The organism is Actinosynnema sp. NPDC023794 (assembly GCF_040639675.1).
Classification (GTDB): Bacteria; Actinomycetota; Actinomycetes; order Mycobacteriales; family Pseudonocardiaceae; genus Actinosynnema; species Actinosynnema luteola.
Window position 1 is genome coordinate 143,052 of record NZ_JBFAFR010000006.1, and the last position, 14,794, is coordinate 157,845.

Genomic DNA, 14,794 nt, shown 5'->3' on the forward strand with positions numbered 1-14,794 from the left:
CGACGTCGCCCGTACTGGTGATGCTCACCGTACCGGTCGCCTGGCCGAATGTTCCGCAATGGGGTCCAGATGGGGTCTTTCGACCTCACCTGACCAGCCGACACGCCGGAGGCGCGCGACGGCCCGCGGAGGCCCGGGAACCCGGCCTTGCGGGACAGCCCGCCGACGCCGCGCCGGCCCGGCGAAACCCGGTGCCAGGCCGCGGCACGTGAGGTGCGAGGCGGCCTCACCGCGTCCCGATACGACGCACGGTGCCCCACGGCATCCCGGTGGGCGCACGGCAGCCTCACGGCGTCTCCGTGGGCGCACGACGGCGTCACGGCGGCCGGTGGACGCACGGCGGCCCGGCGACGCCTGATGACGTCGCCGGGCCGTGGCTGGAGGAAGGAGTGCCGGTGCGACTCGCCTGACGAGTCCGACGAGCCTGTGCCCCGAGCCCTGGGTGCCGTGCGCTACGACACGAGGCCGCGCCGGAAGCCGTGTGCGACGGCCTGGGCACGGTCGCGCACGCCGAGCTTGCGGAACAAGCGCCGGGCATGCGTCTTCACCGTGTCCTCGGACAGGTAGAGCTCACGCCCGATCTGCCCGTTGCTCTTGCCCTGGCTCATCCCGCGCAGCACCTGGAGCTCGCGCTCGGTGAGCTGGACGCCCGGATCCGACGGCTGGCGCGGCGCGGGCACGCTCGTGCTCGCGAGCGTGTGCGCCAGTGCGGCGACCAGCTCGGGGCGCGAGGCGTCCCAGCGCAGGTAGCCGCGGGCCCCGCCGGCGATCGCGGCGGCGATGCTGCCCGCGTCGTCCGGTGCGCCGAAGACGATGACGTTTGCCTGCGGGTTGGCCGAGACGAGTCGCCGGGTCGCTTCGACCCCGGTCGGGACGGCGCGCTGGGTGCCAACCAGTACGACGTCGACCGGCTGCCGAGAGAACCGAGCCAACAACTCGTCACCGTGCGCTACGCAGTCGATGCGGCTAACCCCTGGGACAGCCGACATCACGCGGGTGAGACCCTCCCGCACACTGCGCCGGTCGTCGCAAATAAGGACCGTGGTCACGGGGACTCCTTCCTGCAGCCGAGTGACGTTCCACATCCCCTATCGGACGCTAGAGGCCGAACCTTGACACGATCCGGTGCTTAATCCGTCAAGAAGTTCGTCTCAGCGTCTGCGTTCGGGGGTTCCCCGGAACGGAGCAGCGAAGTCGGGATCCACGGCGAGCGGTGCGCGAGCCGGCGGCCCGACGGGTCGGCTCTGCGCAACACGCAGCTCAGAGCGTTTTCGGCGCGATCCTTCACGTTTCCCGCGTCCGCAATAGTGCGGTCTGCCAGGGCGTTTGCCAGGACGAGCGCCGTCGGCCAGATCAACGAGAAAAGCCCTCGACGGTCAGTGTGATTTAGGTCACACAGTAGCACTTCGACCCCTCGGTCGACGCTTTCGGGTGTCCCCCACACCACCAATGCCGCACCCAGGACGAGGTCGGACTTGAGGATGTGTCGCGTTGCGCCGGCCTCACGGGCGGTCGCGGCGGCCACCTCGGCCGGGTGCACCGCCTGCTCGGCGTGACCGCCGGCCAAGGCGATCTCGGCGGCCAGCCACTGATGCCGCACCCGGCTGCGCCATCCGCGTGGCTCGACCCCGGCGTGCAGCCGCCGTGCCTCTCCGAGCCGGCCCGCGCCGATCGCGTCGGCGGCGAGCCCGAGGAGCGCGTCGGCCCGCGCACCGGCCGGGTCCACGTCGTCGGGGTCCCGGTCGTCGCCTCCGGGCGCCATGGCCAGCGCCCGCCCGTCGAGCACCCGTGCCGCCGCGTGGCCGCCCAACTGCCGCCGGTGCGACGCGAGCGTCGAAGCCGCCAACGACCCGAACAACCCACCGCGCCCGATCAGCTCACCGAGCACCGAGGCCGCCGCCGCGTAGCGCCCCTGACCGCCGAGCACGACCGCCGCCAGCCACCGCTCCTCCACCCCGCCGCGCAACGCCGCCCACACGTCGGCCTCGGGCCGATCCCCGAACGCCGCCTCCCGCACCTGCACCGCTCCACCCACCTCACTCGCGTGTCCTACCTCCAGGACGCGCGTGTCCTACGTCCAGAACACCCGAGTTGAACGCTCAGGACCAGCGCGGTCGCGCCCTGGCGGCAGTTGTCCACAGGCAGCGCGCGGACGCGTCGGATTGTCGGACCTTCGTGGCAGGGTAAAAGCAGGGGTCCCCTTGGCGGGGACCCCTGCGGAGCAGGAGCAGGAGGCGGCGGCGCGGGCGGCCGGGCGCGAGAGAGGGCCGGTCGGGTGCGGTGGGGCCGCAGCCGGGCCCGAGGCAAGACCGGTCGGGTGCGGTGGGCGCGGTCGCGTCCGAGGCAGGACAGGTCGGGCACAGGGGCGAGGGCGGCCGGGCCCGAGGCGGGGGCAGGGTCGGTCGGGTCAGCAGACGGCGCGTTCGATGGCGTCGGCGGCGGTGGCGAGGTCGTTGATCCGCTCCGCCGGCTGCGGCACGACGCCCCGTTCCCAACCCGGTCCCCCGGCGAACACGCGGACCTGTTGGCGGGTCCTCGGCAACGCCGTGACGACACCCGGATCGGCGTAGCGCGGCAGCTGCGCCCACAGCACCACGGCGGCCGGTGCGGTGCGCCGGACCGCCGAGGACAGGGCGTCCACCGGCAACGCCGCGCCCAACTGCCGCACGCCGACGCCGCGCTGCGCCAACACCGCCGCCAACGGGTACAGCGGCAGGTTGTGCCGTTCGTCCGGCATGCACGCCAGCAGCACGGGACGGTGGTTGCGCGGGCCCGCCACGACCGGGGTCGCGCGCACCACGGCGGCCAGCACGCACTCCTCCACCAGGTGCGACACCTCGACCCCCGCGCCGGAGTGCTCCCACCTCGCCGCGATCGCGGCCATCACCGGCCGCACCACCTCGTCCCACGTCGTGATCACGCCGTCCGCCTCGATCGCGTCGGCCAGCAGCGTCTGCACCGCCGCCGAGTCCATCGCCAACGCCGCCCGCCCCACGCCGCGCGCCCGCCGGTTCGCCGCCTGCAGCTTCAGGCCGCGCCCACCGGTCGGGGGCGAACCACCGTCGAGCTCACCGCCGGTCAGCGACGCCGGCACGGCCGCCAGCGGCGCGCGGACCGGGCTGGCGAGGGCGTACTTGGCGGCCTCGGCGGACGACGCGCCGCGCAGCAGGGCCCGCTGCATCAGCTCCAACCGGGCCACGTCGAGTGGCGCGTACTTCCGGTGTCGCCCGGTTGTGTGATCACTGGGTCCGAGGCCGTACCGGCGGTCCCAGGTGCGCAGGGTGGCCGGCGCGACACCGAGCCGGCGCGCGACGGCGGCCACCGAGAGGGTCACCGTATGCGCTGGATCATCTTCCGCCGCAACGGTTCCCCGGTCGCCTTCCGGCACGGTCCCGGTGTGGTCGGGGGGCGTCATCACGCTGACATCGTCCGTTCACCTGACGTCACCGGCAACTCCGGCACGGGCGCTCAACGATCACCCATCGTATGAATTGCCGGCAAAAGCCCCCGCACCCCCTTGAACAAGTTTTGGCGCGGTTCTACGGTGGATCATCGTTAAGCCGAATGGAGCAGTTCTCGTCCATGGGCCAAGGAGGCGGTCTCGATGGCGGACACCCGAAGGCTTCCCGGTCCCAACGCGGATCTGTGGGACTGGCAGATGCGCGGCTCGTGCCGCGGGATGGACAGCGCGTTCTTCTTCCACCCGGACGGGGAGCGCGGACCGGCGCGGGCTCGGCGGGAGGCGCGGGCGAAGGCCGTGTGCCTGTCGTGCCCGGTGTTGGAGATGTGCCGGCGGCACGCCCTGGCGGTCCAGGAGCCCTACGGGATCTGGGGCGGCCTGTCGGAGTCCGAGCGGGACAGCATCATCAAGGCGCGCAAGCGGCAGTTGACGCCCGCCTGACGCAGAACGCGCGGGAGGGACGGCACCTCGTGGGCGCCGCCCCTCCCGTTCGCGCGATTTCCGACCGATAACGCCTGGTCAGTGACCGTGGCCGTGGCCGTGGCCCTGACCGGCGCCGCCGGCGGGCTCCTCTTCCTTCTTCTCCACGACGGCGCTCTCCGTGGTGAGCACCATGCGGGCGATGGAAGCGGCGTTGGTGACCGCGGAGCGCGTCACCTTCACCGGGTCGATGATCCCGGCCTCGAGCAGGTCGCCGTAGACCAGGGTGGCGGCGTTGAGGCCGAAGCCCCACTCCTGCTCACGCACCTTGTTCACCACGACGGCGCCTTCGAGGCCCGCGTTCGCGGCGATCCAGAACAGCGCCGAGCCGAGGGCCTCGCGGACGATCGCGACACCGGTCGCCTCGTCACCGGACAGGCCGAGGCCGCCGTCGAGCACCTTGGCCGCGTGCACCAGGGCCGAGCCGCCGCCGGGGACGATGCCCTCCTCGACCGCGGCCTTGGTCGCCGACACCGCGTCCTCGATGCGGTGCTTGCGCTCCTTCAGCTCGGTCTCGGTGGCCGCGCCGACCTTGATCACCGCGATGCCGCCGGACAGCTTGGCCAGCCGCTCCTGCAGCTTCTCGCGGTCCCAGTCGGAGTCCGTGGCCTCGATCTCGCGGCGCAGCTGCTCCGCGCGACCCGCCAGGTCGGCCTTGGCGCCGCCACCGTCGACGATGGTCGTGTTGTCCTTGGACACGACGACCCGACGGGCGGTGCCCAGCACGTCGAGGTTGGCCTCGGACAGCTTGAGGCCGACCTCGGCCGCGATGACCTGCGCACCGGTGACGACGGCCAGGTCGTCCAGGAACGCCTTGCGGCGGTCGCCGAAGTACGGCGCCTTGACCGCGACCACGCGCAGCGTCTTGCGCAGGGCGTTGACCACCAGGGTGGACAGCGCCTCGCCCTCGACGTCCTCGGCGATGATCACCAGCGGCTTGCCGGCCTCGGCGACCTTCTCCAGGATCGGCAGCAGGTCGGCCAGGGCCGAGATCTTCTCGCGGTGCAGCAGGATGCGGGCGTCCTCGAACACCGTCTCCTGGGCCTCGAGGTCGGTGGCGAAGTGCGCCGACACGTAGCCCTTGTCGAACTGCACGCCCTCGGTGATCTGGAGCTCGGTGGCCATCGAGGAGGACTCCTCGACGGTGATCACACCGTCCTCGCCGACCTTCTCGATGGCCTCGCCGAGCAGGGCGCCGATGGACTCGTCACGGGACGAGACGGTGCCGACCTGGGCGATGTTGTCGCGGCCCTTGACCGGGGTGGCCTTGGCCTTGAGGGCGTCCACGACGGCCTCGGCCGCGGCCTGGATGCCGACGCCGAGCGACATCGGGTTCGCGCCGGCGGCGACGTTGCGCAGACCGACCCGGACCATGGCCTGGGCCAGCACGGTCGCGGTCGTCGTGCCGTCGCCGGCCACGTCGTTGGTCTTGGTGGCGACGCTCTTGGCGAGCTGCGCGCCGAGGTTCTCGAACGCGTCGTCCAGCTCGATCTCGCGGGCGATGGTCACGCCGTCGTTGGTGACGGTGGGCCCGCCGAACTTCTTGTCGAGGACGACGTGCCTGCCGCGCGGGCCGAGGGTGACCTTGACCGTGTCCGCGAGCTTGTTCACGCCGCGCTCGAGTGCCCGACGAGCGTCCTCGTCGAAGCTGATCTGCTTGGGCATTGCCTACGCCTCTCTTGATGCGAAACGCCCCGGGAGCCCCGGTGAGGGGTTCGCCGGGGCGTCTTGCGTGTCAGCCGAGCGTCAGTTGATGACGGCCAGCACGTCGCGGGCGGAGAGGATGAGGTACTCCTCGCCGTTGTACTTGACCTCGGTGCCGCCGTACTTGGAGTAGATGACGACGTCGCCGACAGCCACGTCCACCGGGACGCGGTTGCCCTTGTCGTCGATCCGGCCGGGGCCCACCGCGATGACCTTGCCCTCCTGGGGCTTCTCCTTCGCGGTGTCCGGGATCACGAGGCCGGAAGCGGTCGTGGTCTCGGCCTCACTGGCCTGGACGACGATCTTGTCCTCGAGCGGCTTGATGTTCACGCTCACCGGGCTGACCTCCACGGTCGTCGAAAGCGTTGGCAGGTTGCGTTACGGCTCCTGCCACCCCGCCGTCGCGGGGGTCGGGGCGGTTGCTGGTGCCGTGCATCTAGCACTCTACCCACGCGAGTGCCAACGCTTCAACGACCCCCCGCTACCGGTCGGGTGAAGTCGTCCACTCGTGTAACACCGCCGTTCACCTGGTCGCCAACCTCGTCGGCAACGGTGAGCCGCATGACCACGGTGACCCGACGTTCCCTGCTCATCGGCGGTGTGGCCGGTGTGGCGCTCGCCACCACCGGCGCAGGCTCCCCCCGGCTCGACGACCCCTTCACCCTCGGCGTCGCGTCCGGCGACCCCAGGCCCGACAGCGTGGTGCTGTGGACGCGCCTGGCGCCCCAGCCGCTCGCCGAGGACGGTCTCGGCGGCATGCCGGACCGGGTCGTCCCGGTGCACTGGGAGCTGGCCGAGGACGAGCGGTTCCGGCGCGTGGTGCGCCGCGGCGCGCAGCCCGCCCGGCCCGAGCTCGGGCACAGCGTGCACGTGGAGCCGTTCGGCCTGCGGCCCGGTCGCGAGTACTTCTACCGGTTCCGGGTCGACGGCCACCTGTCCCCCGTCGGCCGCACCCGCACCACGCCCGAGCCGTGGGTCCTCGGGCAGGACCTGACCATGTGCTTCGCGTCGTGCGCGCACTTCGGCGAGGGCTACTTCACCGCGTACCGGCGGCTGGCCGAGGATCACCCGGACGTGGTGCTGCACCTGGGCGACTACCAGTACGAGTACGCGGCCAAGGCGGCGGACGTGCGGCCGGTGCTCGGGCCGGAGACGCGGACGCTGGCCGACTACCGGCTCCGGCACGCCCAGTACAAGACGGACGCCGACCTCCAGCTCGCGCACTCCGTGGCGCCCTGGTTGGTGGTGTGGGACGACCACGAGATCGAGAACAACTGGGCCGACGACGTGCCCGAGCAGCCCGACCCGGCCTTCGCGGCCCGGCGGACCGCGGCGTTCCAGGCGTACTACGAGAACATGCCGCTGCGGCGCGGGGCCCGGCCCAACGGCGCCGACATGCAGCTCTACCGGCGGGCCCAGTGGGGCGGGCTGGTCAACTTCCACATGCTCGACACCCGGCAGTACCGCGACGACCAGTCGTGCGGCGACGGCTGGAAGACCTGCGCGGACGCCGGGCTGCCGACGCGGTCGATCACCGGCGCGGAGCAGGAGGAGTGGCTGCTCGACGGGTTCCGCCGGTCCCGGTCGCGGTGGGACGTGCTGGGCCAGCAGGTGTTCTTCGCCGAGCGCGACCGCAAGGACGGGCCGGAGAAGGAGGTCTCCATGGACGGGTGGGACGGCTACCTGGCCTCCCGCGACCGGGTGACGCGCGGGTGGGTCGACGCGGGCGTGCGCAACGCGGTCGTGCTGACCGGTGACGTGCACGCGCACTACGCGGCGGACGTGAAGCTGGACTGGAACGACCCGGCGTCGTCGCCGACCGTCGGCACCGAGCTGGTGTGCTCGTCGGTGACCTCCGGCGGCGACGGCAACGACACCGTCGACCAGGTGCAGCTGCGGCTGAACCCGCACATCAAGCTGCACAGCAGGCGGCGCGGGTACGTGCGGACGAAGTTCACCGCGCGGGAGATGCGGGCGGACTTCCGCACGCTGCCGTACGTGCGGACGGCCGGGGCCGGGGCCACGACGCTCAAGTCGTTCGTCGTCGAGGACCGCAACCCCGGCCTGAACCCCGTGTGATCAGCCGCGGATGACGTTGATCAGGGCGGTGAAGCTGTCCTTGCCGTGCCCCGCCTCGATGGCGCGGTCGTAGAGGGCCTTCACCGCCCTGGGCAGCTCCGCGTCGATCCCGGCGGCCTCGCTCGCGCCCAGGACGTGCGCCGCGGTGGCGCCCATCATGGCCGTGTTGGCGAGGTCGCCGGGGTGCTCGCCGGAGTCGACGTGCTTCGCCATCTCCGCGACGTACATCGTCAGCGTGGAGACGTTGTCGGTGAGGTAGGGCGCGAACCGCTCCGCCGTGACGCCCGCCGACTTGGCCAGGGCGATGCCGTGCAGCATCGCGGTCATCGAGGTGAGGAAGACGTCCAGCTGCGCCTGGTAGAGCAGCTGGGCGAGGGTGTGGTCCTCGCCCATGTAGTCGGGCCTGCCGAGCACCGCGAGCGTGTCGGCGTGCCGGTCGAACACCTCGCGCGGTCCGCTGTAGAAGACGTACACGGCCGGGTCGCCGACCATCTCCGCGTTCGACATCACGCCGCCGACCAGCAGTTCCGCGCCCCGTTCGGCGAGCCAGGCGGCGGCCTTGAGGGTCTTGTCCGGCGTCTCGGAGCTGAGGTTGACCACGACGCGGCCGGCGAGGTCGACGCCGTCGAGGATCTCGTACATGGCGGCGTAGTCGGTGAGGCTGAGGATCAGCAGCCGGTTCGCGGCCACGGCGTCGGCGGCGGTGGCGGCCCGGACGGCGCCCTTGGCGACGACGGCGTCGGCCCGGGACGGGGTGCGGTTCCAGACCGTGGTCGGGTGGCCGGCGTCGAGGAACCGGGTGACCATGGCCTGACCCATCGGGCCGAGGCCGATCAGGGTCAACGGGGTCTTGGCAGTCATGTGTTCTTCACTCCTTCGTGTGACTTCCACGGTGGCCGGTGGCGCGCACGGATCGCTGCGGGACCGCTGGGGGTCCGCTGCGGGTGGTCCGGTTACGGTCCGGGCGTGAGATTCGGGGTGTTGGGGCCGCTCGGGGTGTGGACGGCGGGCGGTGAGGCGGTCCGGGTGCCCGAGGCCAAGGTCCGGCTGCTGCTGGCGGACCTGCTCGCGCACGAGGGGCGGCCCGTGTCGGCGGACCGGTTGGCGTTCGACCTGTGGGGCGACGAGCCGCCCGGCAACCCGGTGAACACGTTGCAGACCAAGGTCTCGCAGCTGCGGCGGGCGCTGGAGGCGGCCGAGCCGGGTGGGCGGGAGCTGGTCGCGCACGGTCCGGCCGGGTACGCGGTGCGCGTTGATCCGTCCACTTTCGACGTGCTGCGGTTCCGGGAGCTGGTGGCCCGCGGGCGGTTCGGCGAGGCGCTGGCGTTGTGGCGCGGCGAGCCGCTGGCGGAGCTCGCGGACGCGCCGTTCCTGGCGCCGGTCCTCGCGCGGTGGGCCGAGGAGCGGTTGGCCGCGCTGGAGGAGTTCGCCGAGTCGTCTCCCGGTGAGGTGGACCTGGCGGCCGAGGTGGCGCGGCACCCGTTGCGCGAACGCTTGCGCGGACTGCACATGCGTGCGCTCTACCGGGCCGGGCGGCAGGTCGAGGCGTTGGAGAGCTACGCCGAGCTGCGCCGGTCGCTGGCCGAGGAGCAGGGGCTGGAGCCCGGCCCCGAGTTGGCCGAGCTGCACCGGGCGATCCTCGACCACGACCTCGCGCCGGTCGCGCGGACGAACCTGCCGGTGCCCGTGACGGAGCTGGTCGGCCGGGACCAGGCGGTGCGGGACCTGTGCGAGCTGCCCCGTGACGCCCGGTTGGTCACGCTCACCGGTCCCGGAGGTGTCGGCAAGACGAGCCTGGCCCTGGAGGTCGCGCGGCAGGTGTCGGTCGCCGACGGGGTGTGGCTGGTCGAGCTGGCGGGTGTCGGCCGGGCCGAGCAGGTGGTGGGCGCGGTGGCCGACGTGCTCGGGGTGCGCGAGGACGCGTCGGGGACGGCGCTGGTGGAGGCGTTGCGCGGGCGTGAGGTGCTGCTCGTGCTGGACAACTGCGAGCGGTTGGTCGAGCCGGTGGCCGCGCTGGTCTCCCGGCTGCTGCGGGCGGTGCCGGAGCTGCGCGTGCTCGCCACCAGCCAGGAACCGCTCGGCCTGGCGTTCGAGACGGTGTGGGCCGTGCCGCCGTTGGACCTCTCGGACGCGGTCACGTTGTTCACAGCGCGCGCTGCCGCCGCCGCGCCCGGTTTCACGGTGACGCCGGACAACGCGGCGGTGGTGGAGGCGATCTGCCGACGGCTCGACGGGTTGCCGCTGGCGGTGGAGCTGGCCGCGACGCGCGTGCGCGGGTTGGGCGTGACGGCCCTGCTCGACCGGCTGGACGACCGGTTCCGGTTGCTGGCCACCGGGCACCGGGACGCGCCTGCCCGGCAGCGGACGTTGCGCGCGATGATCGACTGGAGCTGGGACCTGCTCGGCGAGGCCGAGCGGGTGGTGCTGCGGCGGTTGTCCGTGCACGTGGACGGGTGCGCGTTGGACGCCGCCGAGGCGGTGTGCGCGGGTGACGGCGTGGCGGCCGACGAGGTGGCGGACGTGCTGGCCAGGCTGGTCGACCGGTCGCTCGTGGTCGCGCCCGAGCACACGGGCGAGCCGCGGTTCCGGCTGCTGGAGTCGGTCGCCGACTACGGGCGGGAGCGGCTGCGCGAGGCGGGCGAGTTCGACCGGGTGCGGGCGCGGCACGCGGCGTTCTACCTGGGGTTGGCCGAACGCGCGGACCCCCGGTTGCGCGAGGCCGGGCAGTTGGCGTGGTTGGACCGGCTGGACGCGGACACGGCGAACCTGCGCGCCGCGCACGACGCGTTGGGGCCGGCGGACGCCGTTCGGCTGACGTGCGCGCTGACCTGGTACTGGTTCCTGCGCGGCCGGCTGCGGGAGGGTCGGTGGCTGATGACCTCGACCGATCCGGTGACGGTGGCGTGGCGGGCCGGGTTCGGGGTGCTGCTGGGTGAGGCGGCGGAACCGTCGGCGATCTCGGGGACGGCGGAGATCGCGGATCGCCTGGAGCAGGCGCGGGCCCGGTGGTTCCTGGGGTACGTGCTGTCGACCGTGGGCGACATGCCGTCCGGCGAGGTGTTGACCGAGCAGGCGCTGGAGGCGTTCGAGGAGCTGGGTGACGAGTGGGGCGTGGCCGCGGCGCACAGCGACCGGGTGAGCCAGGCGCTGGCCCGGGGTTCGGTCGACGAGGCGCGGGCGTCGGCCTCGCGGTGTGCGGAGCTGTTCGGGTCGTCGGGTGAGCGGTGGGGGCAGCTGAAGGCGTCGTTCGGGTTGGGGATGCTCGCGCAGCTGTCGGGTGACTACGAGCGGGCGGAGGCCGTGCACCGGGACGGGCTGCGGGTGGCGGAGGAGCTGCGGTCGTGGCCGGAGGTGTCGTACAAGCTGTCCTGGCTCGGGCGGGTCGCGTTGACGGTCGGTGACTACGCGAAGGCGCGTGAGCTGCACGAACAGGCTCGGCGCGCGGCGGCGGAGCACGGGTTCTCGCCGGGTGAGGTGTACGCGGAGACGGGGTTGGCGCTGGGCGCGCGGCGGGAGGGGCGGCTGGGCGCGGCGGAGGCGCACTGGGAGCGGCTGCGGTCGTGGCACCGGCAGGTCGGGTTCGAGGCGGGTTCGACGTTGGTGCTGGCGGAGCTGGGGTTCGTGGCCGAGCTGCGTGGTGACGCGGCGCGGGCCTTGGAGCTGCAGTCGGAGGGGTTGGCGCTGGCGCGGCAGGTGGGCGACCCGCGCGCGATCGCGTTGGCGTTGGAGGGGATGGCGGGCGCTCGGGCGTTGGCGGGTGACGCGGAGGAGGCGGCCCGGCTGCTGGGTGCGGCGACGGCGGCGCGGGCGTCCGTGGGCGTGCCGCTGCCGGCGGGTGAACGCGGTGACGTGGACCGGATCGCCGCCACCGCGCGTGCGGCCCTGGGCGCCGAGGCCTACGCCGCCGCGTTCGCCTCGGGCCACGCCGAAGCCCTCGACATCTCCACCTAACCCGCGTGTCGAACCTTCAGGACCGGCGTGTCGAACCCTCGCGTCCCGCGTGTCGAACGTTCAGGACCCCCGAATTCAACGCTCGGGCCCGGCCGGGGCCGACGTGAACGTAGAACTCGGGGGTCCTGAGTGTTCGACACGCGGGACCTGGAGGTTCGACACGCGCGGGGGTCAGAGGATTTGGATGGTGCTCACCGGGAGGCCGGGGGTGGTGGAGAGGTCGAGGGCGGAGGGCTTCGCGCCGGCGGCCACCAGGTGGGCGCCGAGGGCGGCGATCATCGCGCCGTTGTCGGTGCACAGCCGGGGACGCGGGACGCGCAGCTCGATGCCCGCCTCGGCGCAGCGCTCGGCCGCGAGGCCCGACAGGCGGGAGTTCGCCGCCACGCCGCCGGAGATCACCAAGGTGTCCACGGCCAGGTCCTTGCACGCCCGGATCGCCTTGGCGGTCAGCACGTCGGCCACCGCCTCCTGGAACGACGCGGCGACGTCGGCCAGCGGGATCTCCTCGCCCGCGCGTTCCTGCTTCTCGACCCACCGGGCGACGGACGTCTTCAGGCCGGAGAACGAGAAGTCGTACTTCGAGTCGCGCGGCCCGGTCAGCCCGCGCGGGAACGCGATCGCGCAGCCGTTGCCCTGCTTGGCGAGCTTGTCGATCGGCGGACCACCGGGGTACGGCAGGTCGAGCAGCCGGGCCACCTTGTCGTAGGCCTCGCCCGCCGCGTCGTCCACGGTCGACCCGATCTCGGTGATCTTCTCCGCCAGGCCCTCGATCAGCAGCAGCTGCGAGTGGCCGCCCGACACCAGCAGCGCCAAGCACCGCTTCGGCAGCGGGCCGTGCTGGAGGGTGTCCGCGGCGACGTGCCCCGCGAGGTGGTTGACGCCGTAGAGCGGCTTGTCCAACGCCGCCGCGTACGCCTTCGCCGCCGACACGCCGACCAGCAGCGCGCCCGCGAGCCCGGGACCGGCGGTGACCGCGATGGAGTGCACGTCGCGCAGCTCGATCCCGGCCGTCTCCACGGCACGGCGCATGGTCGGCACCATCGCCTCCAGGTGCGCGCGGGACGCGACCTCGGGCACGACGCCGCCGAAGCGGGCGTGCTCCTCGACGCTGGACGCGACCTCGTCGGCGAGCAGTTCCACCGACCCGTCCGGGCCGAGCCGGACGATGCCGACGCCGGTCTCGTCGCACGAGCTCTCGATACCGAGGATGAGCCGGTCAGTCACGGTTAGCGGGCCTTCCCATCGTGTACGCGTCGGCGCCCGACGGCTGGTAGTAGCGGCGGCGCACGCCCAGGTGCTCGAAGCCGTGCGCCAGGTAGAGGCCGATCGCCCGCGCGTTGTCCGTGCGGACTTCCAGGAAAACCGGCAGACCCAGCTCGTCGGCCTTGGCGAGCAGGGCGCCCAGCAGGGTCTTGCCGACGCCGCCGCCCTGGTAGTCGGGCACGACGGCGATGGTGTGCACGCTCGACTCGAAGTCGGTCAGACCCAGCCCCGCGTACCCGATCAGCGTCTCGCCGACGTACGCGCCGACGTAGAAGTTGCCGTTGTCGAGCTCGCTTCGGAACGCGTTCGCGCTCCACGGGTCGTCGCCGGGGAAAAGCTCCTTCTCGATCTGCGCGCACCGCACGGCGTCCTGCCTGCGCAGCGGTGCGATCGTGACGGTGCCGGAGCTCACGCCTTGGTCACCCGCTTGCGCCCGACCGGCTCCACGGCGTCGGGACGTCGCAGGTAGAGGGGGGTGAGCGCGGCAGGACGCGCGCCGGCCAGCAGCTCTTCGGCCGCCGCCGCGACCAGGGAGACCGGTGACGGGTGGCGCGCCGCGACCAGCGGGAGCCCGATCACGTCGGCGTACAGCTCCGCGCCCTCGCCGGCGGCCTCGACCACGGCGGGCAGCACCGCGGGGAGCTTCGCGACCAGGTCGGCGGGCCGGTCCACGTGCGGCCCGTCGGTGCGCCGGCCGGCCGCGTCGTAGGCCGCCCAGTACACCTCCTTGCGTCGCGCGTCGGTGGCCACGAGCAGCGGTTTGCCGGTGGCGGCGTCCAGCGCGACGGCGTCCGGCGTCGGCACGGGGTAGACGGGCCGGTTGAGCGCCTGGCCGAGCGCGGCGGCGGTGACCAGGCCGACGCGCAGGCCGGTGAACGGTCCCGGACCCGAGCCGCACACGATCGCGTCGAGGTCGGCGAGCCGGTGACCGGCCTCCGCCAACGCCTCCTGCAGGTGCGGTGTGAGCAGCTCACCATGCGCCTTCGCGTTCACCGTCACCCGCTGGGCGAGCAGTCGGGGAGGCGAACCGGGCGTCAGTTCGACGACGCCGGCCGTGACGGCGGGGGTCGCGGTGTCCAAGGCGAGCACTAGCACAACTGACAAGGGTATCGGGTGGCGTGAACCACACTTGTGTTGACGTCGGCGTCAAGGCGGATGATCGACGCGTGCGCATCGGAGAACTGGCACGGCGGGGCGGCACGACCACCCGCGCGCTGCGCTACTACGAGTCCCTGGGACTGCTGCCCGCGCGCCGCGCGGCGAACGGCCAGCGGGAGTACGACGAGGACGACCTGAGGCTGGTGCACGAGATCCGCTCGCTCGCCGGCATCGGGTTCGCCTTGGAGGACACCCGGCCGTTCGTGCAGTGCCTGCGCGACGGCCACACCACCGGCGACGCCTGCGCGGCGTCCGTCGAGGTGTACCGGCGCAAGGTGGCCGAGCTGGACGACTGCATCACCCGGCTGCAGGCCGTGCGGGACCAGGTGCGCGCGCAGCTGCAGGAAGCCGAGCAGAGGAGCAGGCCGTGCGGACGTTGACCGACGACGAGTTCACCGGGGCCGTGGCCGCCGGGAACGTGCTGGTGGAGTTCGGCGCCGACTGGTGCGGGCCGTGCCGGATGCTGGAACCGGTGCTCGACGAGATCGACCGGGAGCGCGGCGACCTGACCGTGGTGAAGGTGGACATGGACGCGAGCCCGCGCACGGCGCGCGACCAGCGGATCATGTCCGCGCCCACGCTCCAGCTCTACCAGGACGGCCGATTGGTGGCACAGACCGTGGGCGCTCGGCCGAAGATCCACCTGATGGCGTGGCTCGAACCACACTTGTGATGCGAGCGGCGGCCGGGAACATCACT

At 72.8% G+C, this 14,794-nt stretch carries 14 protein-coding genes; 5 read left to right on the forward strand and 9 right to left on the reverse strand.

Annotated features, from left to right (window positions below; all coding sequences use genetic code 11):
* Positions 1–452: 452 nt before the first annotated feature.
* The 3 genes from AB0H12_RS16120 to AB0H12_RS16130 all read right to left on the reverse strand — a co-directional run bounded on the left by AB0H12_RS16120 (position 453) and on the right by AB0H12_RS16130 (position 3,415).
* A complete protein-coding gene (locus AB0H12_RS16120; RefSeq protein WP_015805222.1) occupies positions 453–1,049 on the reverse strand; it encodes a response regulator transcription factor in 597 nt (198 codons plus the stop codon).
* Between the two features lie 80 nt (positions 1,050–1,129).
* On the reverse strand, positions 1,130–2,023 hold the full coding sequence (locus AB0H12_RS16125; RefSeq protein WP_499623644.1) for a hypothetical protein: 894 nt from the start codon (positions 2,021–2,023) through the stop codon (positions 1,130–1,132).
* Between the two features lie 384 nt (positions 2,024–2,407).
* Complete coding sequence (locus tag AB0H12_RS16130; RefSeq protein WP_499623815.1) at positions 2,408–3,415, reverse strand: MerR family transcriptional regulator; 1,008 nt, start codon at positions 3,413–3,415, stop codon at positions 2,408–2,410.
* Positions 3,416–3,604: 189 nt separating this feature from the next.
* Between AB0H12_RS16130 and AB0H12_RS16135 the strand changes: the two genes are divergently transcribed.
* A complete protein-coding gene (locus tag AB0H12_RS16135) occupies positions 3,605–3,901 on the forward strand; it encodes a WhiB family transcriptional regulator (RefSeq protein ID WP_033428626.1) in 297 nt (98 codons plus the stop codon).
* Positions 3,902–3,979: 78 nt separating this feature from the next.
* Here AB0H12_RS16135 and groL read toward each other — a convergent pair whose 3' ends face one another.
* Complete coding sequence (gene groL / locus AB0H12_RS16140) at positions 3,980–5,605, reverse strand: chaperonin GroEL (protein WP_499623645.1); 1,626 nt, start codon at positions 5,603–5,605, stop codon at positions 3,980–3,982.
* 81 nt (positions 5,606–5,686) lie between these two features.
* Entirely contained in the window at positions 5,687–5,980 is a 294-nt protein-coding gene (gene groES / locus AB0H12_RS16145; RefSeq protein WP_015105192.1) for a co-chaperone GroES, read from the reverse strand.
* 225 nt (positions 5,981–6,205) lie between these two features.
* Here groES and AB0H12_RS16150 point away from each other — a divergent pair, with 225 nt between their 5' ends.
* Positions 6,206–7,723: an alkaline phosphatase D family protein gene (locus AB0H12_RS16150; protein WP_499623646.1), complete on the forward strand. Its 1,518-nt coding sequence runs from the start codon at positions 6,206–6,208 to the stop codon at positions 7,721–7,723.
* Here AB0H12_RS16150 and AB0H12_RS16155 read toward each other — a convergent pair whose 3' ends face one another.
* Positions 7,724–8,584, reverse strand: coding sequence for an NAD(P)-dependent oxidoreductase (locus AB0H12_RS16155; RefSeq protein WP_499623647.1), 861 nt, complete (start codon positions 8,582–8,584; stop codon positions 7,724–7,726).
* Positions 8,585–8,689: 105 nt separating this feature from the next.
* On the opposite strand from AB0H12_RS16155, the gene AB0H12_RS16160 reads away from it, so the two are divergent.
* Positions 8,690–11,674, forward strand: coding sequence for an AfsR/SARP family transcriptional regulator (locus AB0H12_RS16160; RefSeq protein ID WP_499623649.1), 2,985 nt, complete (start codon positions 8,690–8,692; stop codon positions 11,672–11,674).
* A gap of 171 nt (positions 11,675–11,845) precedes the next feature.
* Here the strand turns inward: AB0H12_RS16160 and tsaD are convergent, their stop codons facing one another.
* From tsaD to tsaB, 3 genes are read right to left on the reverse strand one after another with little or no spacing between them, the layout of a single operon-like run.
* Positions 11,846–12,898, reverse strand: coding sequence for a tRNA (adenosine(37)-N6)-threonylcarbamoyltransferase complex transferase subunit TsaD (gene tsaD / locus AB0H12_RS16165; RefSeq protein ID WP_499623650.1), 1,053 nt, complete (start codon positions 12,896–12,898; stop codon positions 11,846–11,848).
* Positions 12,891–13,349 carry a ribosomal protein S18-alanine N-acetyltransferase gene (gene rimI, locus AB0H12_RS16170; RefSeq protein WP_499623651.1) on the reverse strand — a complete coding sequence of 153 codons (459 nt, stop codon included), beginning with the start codon at positions 13,347–13,349 and terminating at the stop codon, positions 12,891–12,893. Before rimI ends, tsaD begins: the two co-directional genes overlap by 8 nt.
* A complete protein-coding gene (tsaB, locus tag AB0H12_RS16175; protein WP_499623652.1) occupies positions 13,346–14,032 on the reverse strand; it encodes a tRNA (adenosine(37)-N6)-threonylcarbamoyltransferase complex dimerization subunit type 1 TsaB in 687 nt (228 codons plus the stop codon). Before tsaB ends, rimI begins: the two co-directional genes overlap by 4 nt.
* Positions 14,033–14,103: 71 nt before the next feature.
* On the opposite strand from tsaB, the gene AB0H12_RS16180 reads away from it, so the two are divergent.
* The gene (locus tag AB0H12_RS16180; RefSeq protein WP_499623653.1) at positions 14,104–14,475 is read left to right on the forward strand and encodes a MerR family transcriptional regulator; all 372 of its coding nucleotides are present in this window, start codon (positions 14,104–14,106) and stop codon (positions 14,473–14,475) included.
* A complete protein-coding gene (locus AB0H12_RS16185) occupies positions 14,463–14,768 on the forward strand; it encodes a thioredoxin family protein (protein ID WP_498783441.1) in 306 nt (101 codons plus the stop codon). The genes AB0H12_RS16180 and AB0H12_RS16185 overlap by 13 nt, the downstream gene beginning before the upstream one ends.
* The last annotated feature ends 26 nt before the right edge of the window (positions 14,769–14,794 follow it).